The 12,349-nt window shown below is 69.2% G+C and carries 15 protein-coding genes; 6 read left to right on the top strand and 9 right to left on the bottom strand.

The features are described 5' to 3' along the window. Window positions 1–124 precede the first annotated feature (124 nt). The 4 genes from Vqi01_RS12785 to Vqi01_RS12800 form a co-directional block, all read right to left on the bottom strand. The gene (locus Vqi01_RS12785) at window positions 125–910 is read right to left on the bottom strand and encodes an Rv1352/Rv1906c domain-containing protein (protein WP_204034976.1); all 786 of its coding nucleotides are present in this window, start codon (window positions 908–910) and stop codon (window positions 125–127) included. Between the two features lie 41 nt (window positions 911–951). After that, window positions 952–1,455, bottom strand: coding sequence for a hypothetical protein (locus Vqi01_RS12790; RefSeq protein WP_204034977.1), 504 nt, complete (start codon window positions 1,453–1,455; stop codon window positions 952–954). A 61-nt stretch (window positions 1,456–1,516) separates the two neighbouring features. Continuing rightward, window positions 1,517–2,536 (bottom strand): DUF6119 family protein, encoded by a 1,020-nt coding sequence (locus Vqi01_RS12795; protein ID WP_204034978.1) that lies wholly within the window; start codon window positions 2,534–2,536, stop codon window positions 1,517–1,519. Window positions 2,537–2,631: 95 nt separating this feature from the next. Then, a complete protein-coding gene (locus Vqi01_RS12800; protein ID WP_204034979.1) occupies window positions 2,632–3,156 on the bottom strand; it encodes a DUF4352 domain-containing protein in 525 nt (174 codons plus the stop codon). A gap of 99 nt (window positions 3,157–3,255) precedes the next feature. Here Vqi01_RS12800 and Vqi01_RS12805 point away from each other — a divergent pair, with 99 nt between their 5' ends. Beyond that, window positions 3,256–5,175, top strand: coding sequence for an N-6 DNA methylase (locus Vqi01_RS12805; RefSeq protein WP_204034980.1), 1,920 nt, complete (start codon window positions 3,256–3,258; stop codon window positions 5,173–5,175). A 27-nt stretch (window positions 5,176–5,202) separates the two neighbouring features. Here Vqi01_RS12805 and Vqi01_RS12810 read toward each other — a convergent pair whose 3' ends face one another. Continuing rightward, entirely contained in the window at window positions 5,203–5,598 is a 396-nt protein-coding gene (locus tag Vqi01_RS12810) for a hypothetical protein (protein WP_204034981.1), read from the bottom strand. After that, window positions 5,595–5,792 carry a type II toxin-antitoxin system HicA family toxin gene (locus tag Vqi01_RS31590; protein WP_372444352.1) on the bottom strand — a complete coding sequence of 66 codons (198 nt, stop codon included), beginning with the start codon at window positions 5,790–5,792 and terminating at the stop codon, window positions 5,595–5,597. The genes Vqi01_RS12810 and Vqi01_RS31590 overlap by 4 nt, the downstream gene beginning before the upstream one ends. Before the next feature lie 353 nt (window positions 5,793–6,145). Here Vqi01_RS31590 and Vqi01_RS12820 point away from each other — a divergent pair, with 353 nt between their 5' ends. The 4 genes from Vqi01_RS12820 to Vqi01_RS12835 are packed head-to-tail and all read left to right on the top strand — an operon-like array spanning window position 6,146 to window position 8,676. After that, complete coding sequence (locus Vqi01_RS12820; protein WP_204034983.1) at window positions 6,146–6,565, top strand: YbaB/EbfC family nucleoid-associated protein; 420 nt, start codon at window positions 6,146–6,148, stop codon at window positions 6,563–6,565. Then, a complete protein-coding gene (locus tag Vqi01_RS12825) occupies window positions 6,555–6,887 on the top strand; it encodes a type VII secretion target (RefSeq protein WP_204034984.1) in 333 nt (110 codons plus the stop codon). The genes Vqi01_RS12820 and Vqi01_RS12825 overlap by 11 nt, the downstream gene beginning before the upstream one ends. Then, a complete protein-coding gene (locus Vqi01_RS12830) occupies window positions 6,884–8,266 on the top strand; it encodes a WXG100 family type VII secretion target (RefSeq protein ID WP_204034985.1) in 1,383 nt (460 codons plus the stop codon). The genes Vqi01_RS12825 and Vqi01_RS12830 overlap by 4 nt, the downstream gene beginning before the upstream one ends. After that, window positions 8,266–8,676: a hypothetical protein gene (locus Vqi01_RS12835; RefSeq protein ID WP_204034986.1), complete on the top strand. Its 411-nt coding sequence runs from the start codon at window positions 8,266–8,268 to the stop codon at window positions 8,674–8,676. Before Vqi01_RS12830 ends, Vqi01_RS12835 begins: the two co-directional genes overlap by 1 nt. Window positions 8,677–8,760: 84 nt before the next feature. On the opposite strand, the gene Vqi01_RS12840 is transcribed toward Vqi01_RS12835, so the two are convergent. From Vqi01_RS12840 to Vqi01_RS12850, 3 genes are all read right to left on the bottom strand, one after another. After that, window positions 8,761–9,219 carry a hypothetical protein gene (locus tag Vqi01_RS12840; protein ID WP_204034987.1) on the bottom strand — a complete coding sequence of 153 codons (459 nt, stop codon included), beginning with the start codon at window positions 9,217–9,219 and terminating at the stop codon, window positions 8,761–8,763. A 181-nt stretch (window positions 9,220–9,400) separates the two neighbouring features. Further along, entirely contained in the window at window positions 9,401–9,787 is a 387-nt protein-coding gene (locus Vqi01_RS12845) for a hypothetical protein (protein ID WP_204034988.1), read from the bottom strand. A gap of 41 nt (window positions 9,788–9,828) precedes the next feature. Beyond that, window positions 9,829–10,722: a hypothetical protein gene (locus Vqi01_RS12850; protein ID WP_239098375.1), complete on the bottom strand. Its 894-nt coding sequence runs from the start codon at window positions 10,720–10,722 to the stop codon at window positions 9,829–9,831. Between the two features lie 487 nt (window positions 10,723–11,209). Here Vqi01_RS12850 and Vqi01_RS12855 point away from each other — a divergent pair, with 487 nt between their 5' ends. Further along, entirely contained in the window at window positions 11,210–12,349 is a 1,140-nt protein-coding gene (locus Vqi01_RS12855; RefSeq protein ID WP_204034989.1) for a serine/threonine-protein kinase, read from the top strand.

Genomic DNA, 12,349 nt, shown 5'->3' on the forward strand with positions numbered 1-12,349 from the left:
GATGACTGCTGCGCGGACGCTGTCGAGCTGAGAGCACAAACGGATCAGCCTGGGCGCGCTGGAAGCTGCTCCCTGCGCCGTCGATCTGCGCCGTCGAGTTGCGGCGCTGGTGCGATCAGCGGTGTCAGCTCACCGGCCGCCATTCGCCGCATCGCTGGGAGCTGAAGGCGTAGTCGGAGGAACGGATGGTGACCTGCACCCGCCGAGCCCTGTTGGTGAAGTAGTTGTCGATGATGTTGCCGGAGCGGTTCTGTCGCTCCCAGTAGCAGCCGTCGACGTCGTGGGTGACGTAGGTGCCGGGCTTGATTTCCTTGCCGACCCGGAAGGTGCCGGATCCGAAGAGTCGGCCCTGGGCCTCCAGTTCGATATCGTGCTGGCCGCGCTTGGCCGCCCCGCGCCACTTCTTTGCGTACGGGTGCTTGGGGCAGAGGGTCAAGGCGCCGTTGATCTCCGAGATCTGGCTCTCGCTCGCCGAGAACCCGGGTTCGGCGTAGACGTCGTCCGGGTCGACCTCGGCGCAGATGCGGTAGAGGGTGGAGATGTCCTCCTCGTCGTCGTACTTCGAGGTCTTGTAGGCGGCCTTCTCGGCGGCGCCGACCGGGTGGAGCGTCTGGTCCAGGTCGCAGGCGATCGTGAACGGCTTCTGCTGGGGAACGTTCTTCGGGTCGTCGGGGTAGGGGTCGGTGCTGTCCGGCATCCCGTCGCCGTCACGGTCGGCGGGCGGTGTCGGGGACGGGGTCGGGGACGGGCTCGCCGAGACTGACGGGCTGACCGATTTCGTCGGCTCGGCCTCGGCGACAACCTGGCCGTCGCCGCAGCCGGCCAGCACGATGGCCGTCAGCGCGGCGGTGACCAGCGATGGACCGAACCACCGACGGGTGGGCAGGTCGGAGGGGACTTCGGGACGCACGAGGGCCTCCTGGGGTCGGGGAGGGGGAGTTGAGGTGCTGATCAGTCCGCGAGCGTGAAGACCATCTGGATGCCGCTGTCGGGGTGGTAGCTCCAGGAGACCCGGATGCCGTCCCACTCCCCGGATCGCCGGCCGTCCAGCGCCCTGGTCGCCTCGACCTCTGCGCGTACGGAGTCCGGCATCTCCAGCATGGTCCAGTAGCACTCAAGCTGCGCATACGCGAGGCCGGAGCTCTTCTTGCCGTGGCTGTTGAGCGTGAGGGTCCGGCCCCCATCACCTACCCGCGCATATTCGGTCCCAGTGGGGCCGCACCTCGCGTGGGCGGCCTCGACCACCCTGCGGGTCGGCTGCTCCGCGCCCGGCTCGTCGTGTCCGGCACCGGCGAGAAGAAGGGTGATCCCGATGGCGGCGATGAGGACGGCTACCCCGGCAGCGGCGATCAGGTACGTGTGCCGCCGGCTGGTCGGCACGGAATCCGGAGCGGTTTCAGCGCTCGTGATGACCTCGGGCTGGTCCGGCGGCATGAGCTGAGAAGGATCGGTCATGGAGGAGCTCCCTTATGGACACGAATCATGGAGGGCGGGCTCGGGCGAGTGTGGGTGCGGATCAGGCGGGCGGGATGCCGATGACGTGGATCTCCACGCCTTCGTTGCGCAGCGTCTTCATCGCCTGATAGAGCGCCACCTGAGCGAAGGTGAAGAGCGAATTGACGGTGACCGTCCGGCCGGCACCGAGTGCGATGGCGTAGACGACTTTGGTGGGCCGGAAATCCTGGCCGAGGTCACGTCCGTTGGGCTGCCGCCGCACCGCGTCGAGGAACTTGGCGCGCGCGTCCTGCTGGTAGCGCAGCGCCTCGTAGGAGACGATGCCCTGGGCGAAGAGGTGGCTGAGCGGGGAGCTGCTCTTCGCGCGCTTGACGTGAATCAGTTCGCCGCCAGGTCCGAGCAGGTCGCACGCCTCGATGCCGCGGCGGTGTTGTGTCGTTCGCAGCAGCTTCTTGTCCAGCAGCACCAGGCTGGGGTCACGGCGGGCCGCCTCCCGGTTGTAGGCGTCCTCATCCCGAAGGTCCGCCGTCCAGGGCGGCAGCGTGATGGCGGACGGCCGGGCCAGGATCTCGTCGATCTCCTGGCGCAGGAAGTCCCGGTGTCGGTCGCCGATCTCGTACCACTCGCCCTCATGAAGCAGCAGGTGGCTGGTGCCGACGGCCACCTCCGCCGTGAGCCAACGGAAAGCCCGGGTCGACCCCATTTCCTCGGAACCACGAGCATCGGCGAAGAGCGTGACGGTCCCGTTGCGCAGTCCGCTCCACCGATCGTCGTCCAGCGCCCCGTTGGTGTGGGCGAGGATGGCGGGCAGGTCCAGCTCCGTAGCCAGGGTCGGGCGTCGACCGGACTTGGGGACCTGAATCTGGTACGACCGGACGTGCTCGATGTCGCTGACGAGATCGCCGGGCACCGCCACGCCGAGAGCGGGCGGATCGGCAAGTCCCAACTGCTCGTCGAGGGTTTTGGTCAGCTCCGGACCGTCGAAGAGGGTGGGCTGTTCCGGGTTGGGGCCGCGGCGGTCCTTCCGACCCGCCGGGCGGGTGCTGGAGTTGGGCGGAATCCGCTTGGTCGCACTGCGCATCTCGATCTCCTCGCGTAGAGATTCGTGGTGGCGGTCGGGCGGCGGTGCCGGGAATCGAGGGCGGGCTTCGCGGGACCCGCCCTCGACACGCGGGGTCAGCTCAGGGCGACTTCGACGCCGCCGGAGAACGGCGAGTCGTGCAGCTCGAGTTTGGTGAGCTTGACCTTCTTCGGGATGTCGAAGACGAGGACGCCGGTCACCTGGTTGCCGGGGTTGATCTCGTTGAACAGGGTCTGCTGGTCCTCGTTGGCGTAGATCGCGGCCGCCGAGTCGGTGGAGTACTCGGTGCCGTCGGCGTCGTACGCCTTCTGGCTGCTGTCGATCAGCGTCTGCGGCTCCTTGCCGATGTTCTTGACGTTGACCGTGATCAGGCAGAACTGGCCCTGGGCCTTGGCGCCGAGCAGGTCGCTGCCGACCTTGCTGACGCCACACTTGGCCGACTTGACGGTGAACTCGAACTTCCCGTCCCGGGCCGCCTGGCCGATCTTCGCGGTCTTGGCGGGCTTGTCTTCGGCAGCGTCGCCGCCACCGGAACTGCCGGCGTCGTCGGTGGCTCCGGCGCCGCAGCCGAGCGCGACGAGGGCGGTGGCGAGTAGGGCGATCGTCGTGGTCTTGCGCATCGTTGTCCTCCTGATCGGAACGTGGCGGCGTCAATAAGAGCATCATCTGTGAACCACGTCAACGGACATGATGGTTGACAGGTGTGACACACTCCGAACGTGCAGGAGACACCGACCATCACGGCGGCGGAGATCGCCCGGCTCGCCGGGGTCGGTCGGGCCGCGGTCAGCAACTGGCGCAAACGACACCCGGACTTCCCGGTGCCGGTGGGCGGCACGGCCGCCAGCCCCGAGTTCGACCTGACCCAGGTCGAGCACTGGCTACGCGCCCAGGGCAAGCTCCCTGAGCTGAGCACCGCCGACCGGCTCTGGCGCCGCCTCGCGCCGTCCAGCGACTCCCCGGCAGCCGGCCTCGCCGCCGTCGGCGCGCTGCTGCTGGCACGGCAACGCGGTCAACGCCCCCGCCGCCCGGCCGCGCCTTACCTGGCACCACTGCTGCCTGACCTCGACGCGCTCGCCGACGAACTCGGCCCGCAGGACGCCTTCGACGTCCTGTGGCAGCGGTTCGCTGCCCCGGCCCCGGGCCGCCCGTCGGTCACTCCCGACGACCTCGCCGACCTGATGGTCGGGCTGGCCGGCGTCGGCGGCGGCGCCGTGCTGGACCCGGCCGCCGGCTCCGGCGCCCTGCTGCGCGCCGCCGTGCGCGCCGGCTGCACCTCGGCGTACGGGCAGGAACTCGACGGGGACCTGGCCCGGCTCGCCGGACTCTGGCTGGCCCTGCGCGAGGTGCCCGGCGAGGTGAGCCCCGGCGACTCGCTGCGCGCCGACGAGTTCACCGGCCGCACCTTCGACGCCGTGCTCTGCCACCCGCCGTTCGGCGCCACGAACTGGGGCGACGACGAACTCGGCCACGATCCACGGTGGATCGTCGGCAGCACTCCGCGTACCGAACCGGAGCTGGCCTGGGTCCAGCATGCCCTGGCCCACCTGCGGGTCGGCGGGCACGCCGTACTCCTGATGCCACCCACGGTGGCCAGCCGCCGTGCCGGCCGGCGGATCCGCGCTGAGCTGCTGCGCCGTGGCGCGCTACGCGCGGTGATCGCGCTGCCGGCGGGGGTGGCCGCGCCGCACGGCGTACCGCTGCATCTGTGGGTGCTGCGGCGGCCCGCGCCCGACGCGCCACCACCGGCGCGGACGCTGCTGATCGACGCCGCCGCCGGCGACCTGGCCGCGACCGGCCCGCGCGTGCTCGCCGCCTGGCGGAGCTTCAGCGCTGACGCCGAGGTCGACCAGGCCGGCTTCGCCCGCGCGATGCCGACGATCGAGCTGCTGGACGAGGAGGTCGACCTCACCCCCGCGCGCCGGCAACCCGCCGTCGCGGGCGAGGCCACCGGAGAACAAGTGGTACGCACCAGAGAGCGGCTGGTCGCCGTCGTCGCCGACCTGCCGGCGCTGATGCCCCAGGTCACGCCCGCCCCCGAAGGGCCGGACGGGGAGTTCCTGACGGTGGGGGAGCTGGCCCGCTCCGGCGCGCTGCACCTGCTCGGCCCGATCCGCGCCACCGGCGAGTCCGCCCCGGCCGGTGAGCCGACGGCGGGTGGCCCGCCGGTGCTGACCGTGCAGGACGTGCTCGACGGAGAACCACCCTCCGGCCACGACGACGGCCGACTCGGCCAGCAGATCCCACTCGCCGTCGGCGACGTGGTGGTCCCGATGGTCGCCCGGCAGCTCACCGCCCGGGTGATCACCGCCGAAGGCGCTCTGCTGGGGCGCAACCTCTACCTGCTGCGCCCCAACCCGGCGGCGCTGGACCCGTGGTTCCTCGCCGGGCAGCTGCGCACCTCGACCAACGAGAAGCAGGCGTCAAGCCTCTCCGGCACGTTGCGCTTCGACATCAGGCGGGCCCAGGTACGCCGACTGCCGCTGGACGAGCAGCGGATGCACGGGGCGGCGTTCCAGCGGCTGGACAAATTCGAGTCAGCGGTCCGACAGGCGGCGCTGCTCGGCGCGGAACTGGTGCAGCTCACCGCCGACGGCCTGGCCCGGGGAACGATCCGGCCCGACGAGAACTCGCGCTGAGTCAACCGATCAGCAATGCCAGGATGGTCAGGCCGAGCGACGCTCACGAGCCTCGGTGAGGATCTGCTGAGCGCGCTGGTGCGAGAGCTTCAGCGCCACTGCGAGTTCGCGGACGGACAGCCCTGCCTCATGGGCTTCACGAACCACGTCGCGAAATTCGTCGGCGGCCAAGGTGCGCAGCCGGTCAGCCTCGTCGCGTAGTTGACGGGCATGGTCGCGTCGCTGGGCCAGCTCATCCGGCAGAGCGACCTCCAGATCGATGGTGAACGTATCGGGGGCGATGTCGAGCCAGGTCGCAATCAGATCCCGGGCCATCTCGTCTGCCTCAGTGAGCCGTCGAGCCTGGGTCATGATGTCGAGTTCTGGCACCCTCAGCAGCCAGAACCTACCCTCGCGCTCGGCATGAACCAGATAGCTCTTCATGACAACCACCTCTGCGGCAGGCAGGATAGCCTCTTCTCAATGTTCGCGACGACGCCCGCCGAGATGGTCGTATGCCGAGGGATGGGCACCTGGTGGCTACCACACGGGCAAACCCAGATGTCGTGCTGCCCACCTGACCGGAGCCAGGCACAGTCGTGCTTGGTCATCACGGACTCGACGTCGCGGCGCTTCATTGACTTGAACACCACGCGCCGAGTCTAGTGCCTCTAGACGGAAGCTGTCTAGCTGACCTGGGCAACTGGTCCTGATTCGGAACCGATCCGTCCCGACGGAATCCTTCCCGAGATCCGCGAATTGATAGGCCCGGCCAGGATGGTCCTCCTCATCTATCCCTGTCGAGCTGAACCGTTTGTGCCATCGTGCGGCGTGACCTCGCCGGTAGATCTCGTCGTCGGGAAACGCGGCCACACCATCCCTGCCCAGGGCCCACGAACGCAGACGTACGGCGACTATGGTGCATCGTGGAGTAACCGCCAGCGCGCTGGATTTGATGACAGCGTCGGCGGCTGTAGTTGCCGGGGGCGTGATGCTGAGCCAGGATCCGGACGAGGCGCAGGAGCGGATGCAGTCGTGGGCGGCGCAGGTGTCGACGCGGGCACGGGCAGCCGCCGAACTGTCCGACCGGGTCGCCGGCCTGACCGCCTCGGCTAGCAGTGTGGACGGCGCGGTGCGCGTGACGGTCGCCGCCACTGGTGCATTGACCGATCTCAGATTCGACGATCGCGTGCAACGGATGCGTGGCGGTGACCTCGCAGACATCGTCATGACGACGATCGCCTGGGCACAGGCCAAACTGACCGAGCAGGTGACGTCGGCGGTCCATGACACTGTCGGCACCGACTCGGAGACCGGGCGGACGGTCGTCGACTCGTTCGCACGACGATTCCCCGCACCGCCCGAGGAACCGACGAACCGACATCGGCCGGAGGCCGGCAATGTTCGGTGACGCGGGCATGCGGATGTCGGCCGCCGGGGTGGTGCGGCACGCCGCAGCGGTGGACGACGCCGCCGACCGGATGCAGACCGCCCGGAGCGCGGCGGCGCAGGTGCACATGGGTACGGAGGCGTACGGGCAGATCTGTGCTTTCCTGCCCCGGCTGATCGATCCGCTGGGCAACCGGACGGTGGCCGCGTTGGACGAGGCCGCGACGGCGCTGCGGGAGACGGCGACGAATCTTCGGGAGGCTGCCGCCGCGACCGAGTCGACCGATCAGAGTTCCGCACGGCGGGTCCTCGGCGCCGCCGGTCGGCTGGAGTTGCCGCTGTGACGGACGCAGCCATCAACCCCCTGGTGGCGCCGCGTCTCGACTCGACCCGCTGGTACTCGGGGCTGGGGCTGATCGAGGACATCGCCGACACGGTGGCGGGCATCGAGTCGGGTAGCTGGATCGACAGCACGATCGGAGGTGTGGCCACCTCGTTGGACGCGCTGGCCACCGTGCTGGACCCGTTGGGCTCGTTGGTCAGTTGGGGCGTCGGTTGGCTGCTGGAGCACGTCAAGCCGCTGTCGGAGGTGCTGGACTGGCTGGCCGGCGACCCGGACCAGATCACCGCGTACGCGCAGACCTGGCGCAACATCGCGGCGGAGAGCACCGGCACGGCGACCGACCTGCAGACGGCGCTGGCCGGGCAGCTGGCCGATTGGGAGGGCGCGTCGGCGCAGGCGTACCAGGACCACCTGACCAGCCAGATCCGGGCGATGGACGGCCTCGCCCGGGCCGCCAACGGCATAGCCACGCTGGTGGAAAGCGCTGGCCTCCTGGTCGCGCTGGTGCGCGAGCTGGTCCGGGACCTGATCGCGGACTTCGTGTCCGTGCTGGCGGTCAGGATGCCGCTGTGGCTCGCCGAGACCGGAGTGACGCTGGGCGCGGCCACCCCACTGGTCGTCTCCCGGGTGAGCAGTCTGGTGGCCAAGTGGGCGGCCCGCATCGGCAAACTGGTCAACGCCTTGATCGGCAGTCTGCGCCGGCTGGTGCCGCTGCTCTGGCGCATGGGTGACCTGATCGACGAGCTGAATGGCCTGCTGCGCCGAGCGTCGCACACCGGCCCCGTCGCTCCGGCTGGCTGTGCCGCACGCGAGGGAAATGCCGCGCCGCGTGGTGCGGCGGATCTGGAGCCAATGGGGCACCGCTCGGACTGGAGCGACCCGACAGTACATCCGCAGTCGCCGCCACCGCCGGACGCGAATCTCCTGGCGGGAGATCCGGTGTACTACCGGCCGACCAGCACCGCGATCGGCTACGACAGCGCCACGATGAACAACTTCGACATGGTTGCCCCGCTGCCTGGTCACCATGACGTCGTGGTGCACGGCGAGCGCAACGGCATGTTCCGCCCCGGCCTGCTGGGTGCCGACGGCGGGGACCACGCCTCCGGCTACACCCACCCGCAGCAGATCGCCAACGCGATCCGCGACAACCCGCAGTACGACGGCGGACCGGTCCGCCTGGTGGCCTGTCACACCGGGGCCGTGGATCCCGAAGCCGGCGTACCACCGGCGGCACAGCAGGTCGCCGACGCCCTCGGTGTACCCGTGACAGCGCCGACCGACGCGGTCGGTGTGGACCGGTATGGTCCCGTAGGGCAGAGCCCGGTGATCCGGGGTGACGGCGAGTGGAAGACCTTCTACCCGAAGGGCGCGCGGTAATGAGCAGCGGTCGATTGCGCACGGCGGGGATGTTCGTCGAGTTCGGGCCGGTGCGTGCCCCCGAGCCGCAGCCGAGCATCTTCGACAGCGTCGCCGATTCCGAGCTGCCCGACCTCGCCCAGGTGGTCGGCTACTTGAACTCGGGTCACATTCTCATCGACGTGATGGACGTCGCCGACGACCCGTTCGACCCTGGCCAGCAGGTGCTCAACGGGTCGACGGTGCTGACCGACGGCGACTGGTTGTGGCGCAAGGACCTCGCCTACTACGTGCGTCGCCACCGGGTCGCGGTGCCCGAGGAGTTCCTGATCCTCATCCGCGACCGCGACTACGCCGTCCCACCTCGGAGTGTGCCAGAGTTGACCGCGTGCTCCCGGCAGGCGCGTGACCTGATGTTCTGGCAGAGCTGACCGTCGGCCCGCACCGCCACAGTGGCCATGGCGGCGCTGGCGCCAGTCGAAGAGGTTGCGAACGGTGCGCCCGGCCGCTCAGGCCTACGCGAGGTCCAACAGGTGCATCTCGCCACCGCGGATCATCCAGTCGTCCCAGTAGCCGAGCCGACCGCACGCGACACAGCGGCTTGTGATGGCGATCGCCCGGATTCCGTCACCGTCGGCGTAGAGGGAGTAGCCCACCGCAACGTTGAAGTCCTCTTCGTCGCCGTCCCCGTCGCACTCGCAGACCATGATGCCGGACCTGGCGTCATCCCAATACTGGCCGCTGTCCGCGATGAAATGCTCCGCACCGCAGCTGCGACAGATGCGCTTCGCTGCGTGCTCCTCGAGATCACCACGAACGCCGAAGACATGCCCGCCACACGCCGCGCACCTGCACAGCCGTACCTCGTGCACGTCGTACCCCTCAGCACCTTGCGCCATCGCGTACTCGGTGAGGTCCTCGGGGGTTTCGCCCACCGGCCAGCCGTCCACTTCGCTGACTACCGCAGCTGCCATCTCATCACGCGCGGCCTTCGCCTCTATGCCTGCCGGACCAGCGTCTGCTGCACCTCGCGCGATCTGGTCAAGCCGTGCTCAGCCAGCGCTGAGCGCTTCTGCGGCGGCTCCAGGCACGTCCTGCGCCGATCGGCAGGCCGGCGCGGAGAACGCGGACGCCCTCTCCGCCGGCCTCCGGGCGTTACTCGTCGTTCGCGGCGTCGGTGAACGCTCGAAGCCCAAGGCCTGGTGCCAGTGCTTCGGCAAGCCAGGTGACCCGGTGATCACCGGTGGCCAGTCCGGTGCGGGCGATCGTGCACCAGTCGTCGCGGTTGAGGAGGGAGAGATAGCCGTCCAGGACGCGTTCTCGTCCATTCTCGGGCCATACCATTCGTCCCGTTGCTGATTGATGAAGATGCTGGGCCAGTTGCGCGGCGATGAAGAAACGCTGCACTGATGGCTCCAGGCGGCCGGCGTGTGCGCAGTAAGCCTCCAGAACGGCGGGCGCGGGCGGATAATGATCGAGTGTGATGCCCGTGCCGCCGCTGTCAGCCATGATCGTCAGCAGCAGGCCGGTGTGATCGACCAACTCGCTGTCAGGTGGCGAGGGTCGTCGGAGGTGACCTGCGATCAGGAGCTGGCCCAGCCCATTTCGACGTCGATGCGCCGTTGCTCCGCGTGGCGGAGCTTCTGGTAGTGCGCTGCCCTCGTTTGGTCTCCGACGTTGTCGGCGGCTTCGGTGGCGGCCTGCAACACCACCAGGGGCAGTCCGGGCACCTGGAGCGCCTGCCTCTCCGCCTCGGCGAACACCACGCCGGCCAACGTGCCGGTTGCGGCAGCGGCCAAGCGGAACAGTTCCTCCACGTACATCCGACCAAGGCCCACCGTCGTCCAGCCGGACACGCCGTCGAGGGCTCGGCGGCACTCACGCAGCGCCTCCCAGGCGGCATGATGGCCGCCGGCCTGGCGTTCCAACTGGGCCAGGGACTGCCAGGCCGAGGCGGTGTCCCAAGGGTTGTCGGCGAACACCAAGCTCTCCCGCTGCGCCTTGGCTGCCTCCGCAAACGCCCCCAGATCGGCCAACTGGTATCGAAGCTGGCTCAGCGTTTCCTCGTCTCTCTGGCGGCCGGAAGCCCAGCGGTCCAGCCACTGGCGGGCGAGCTCGCCGTCACCGATAAATTTGGCTCGGTGCACCCACCGAAGCGGGTCCTCGGCGGCCGGGCCGAGCGGGAAACGCGACCGCTCACGCTGCAACCACGCCGCCAGATCGTCCTCGGACACATGCGGCTGGCCTTCCTCGTCCAGCAGGCGCTCCAGCACATCGTCCCGGTCGGGGTGCTCGCTGTCGCGCACGAAAGCGACGGTGGCCTGCGCCCCGGCAGCAAACAGGTGCTCGATGTCGTAGCCACACCAGGTGTCGAAGTTGGCACGCTTGATCTTCCAGTGCAGCCACACGTCCTCCACCCGTTGATGCTCGGCGAGCAGACTTCGCATCCGGGCCAGCTCACGCCGGGCAACCTCCATCACCCGCCAAAGATCTCACCACCAGCGATGTCGCGTCACCACCTCGCGATCTGTGCGCCCTCTGGTGTCGACTGTGCCCCGAATGATGACGGGTAGCGGATCGAACTGAGCGCCTCCGGTAACGGTGTCGCCTATCCCGATTGTCGCGCCGAAGGGACTCGGGCGTTGAGGCCGCGCAGCCGTAGTCGCTGGCCTTCCTCGATCCAGACGATTTTGTGGGCATCGCCTGGGAACCGGGCGGCGAGTCATCCTCGCTCCGCAGGTCGTGAATCGAGTTGCTGCCGAAAGTGTGCCGGAGTTGACCGCGTGTTTGCGGCAAGCGCGTGACCTGATGTCTACCAGAGCTGACAGTCGACTGTGGGCCGCCGGGATACCGCATCGCACCGAACGGCCGGTGGCTCTCAATGGCACATCGATGTACGGTCGTGCGTCCGTACGGCCTGAATCCCGCCAACGCGTCGGGTGTGGACCATCGTGAGGGGGGCGGATGACGCTGGGCAACGTCGGCGGCTACGTGTTGGTCAAACCGCTCGGGTCAGGCGGCATGGGCGACGTTTTCTTCGCGGTGTCGCCGATCGCCCAACGGGTCGCGCTCAAGGTGATCAGGAAGCACCTCATCGCGACGCCGACGATCCGGGAGCGGTTCGCCGCCGAGGTGGAGAGCCTGAAGCTGGTCTTCGGCTCCCGGGTTGCCCGTCTGGAGGACGCCGACACCGACGGTGACCCTGCCTGGCTGGCGGTCGAGTACGTCCCCGGTGCCACCCTGCGCCAACACCTCGACGCCCGGGGCCCGCTCCCGCTGCGGCTTGCCGCGATGGCCGGCGCGATGCTCGCCGAAGGGTTGATCAAGGTGCACCAGGCCGGGTTGCTGCACCGCGACCTCAAGCCGCAGAACATCGTCCTCGGTCCGGACGGCCCGAAGCTCATCGACTTCGGCCTGGCGGTGCTCATCGACCGTAACGACTACCTGACCGAGCCGGGCGCCCTGGTCGGCACTCCGGCCTACATGTCACCGGAGCAGGTCCGGGGTGAGCGCAAGCTGACTCCCGCGGTGGACGTCTACGGTCTGGCCGCGATCCTGGTCTTCGCGCTGACCGGCCATCACCTCTACCCGCCGACCAACTCGTGGAACCTGCTGCTGCGGATCACCGAACCGAGCGACCTGCCCGACCTCTCCGGCGTGCCGGCGGAACTGGTGCCGCTGCTCGGCGCGATGCTCGCCTTCGATCCGACCGCCCGGCCCGCACTCGCCGACGTCCAGGCCCGGCTGCTGGCCGTCGCCACCACCACCAGCGGCATGAGCGTGCACGACCTGCGGCAGGAGGTCGCCGCGGCCACCTACGACGATGCGGCGGAACTGCTGATCCCGCCGGACCTTCAGGACCCGAAGCGGGATCCCGAGGGCCCGCCCGTGTTCGAGCAGGCAGGCAGCACCGAGCGCGAAAGCAGCGTCGAGCACGACAGCAGCGCCGAGCGCGACAGCAGCGTCGAGGCGGCAAGCACCGCTGCGGCGCCGGAGACATCATCCACGAAGGTCGACCCCGAGCGGTCCGTCGGCCCGCCTGTCGACGTGACCTGGCTGGTCGACAAGCTGCGCCGCCAGTACGCCCGCCGATCCACGCTGTAG

It is taken from the genome of Micromonospora qiuiae (genome assembly GCF_016863555.1).
Classification (GTDB): Bacteria; Actinomycetota; Actinomycetes; order Mycobacteriales; family Micromonosporaceae; genus Micromonospora; species Micromonospora qiuiae.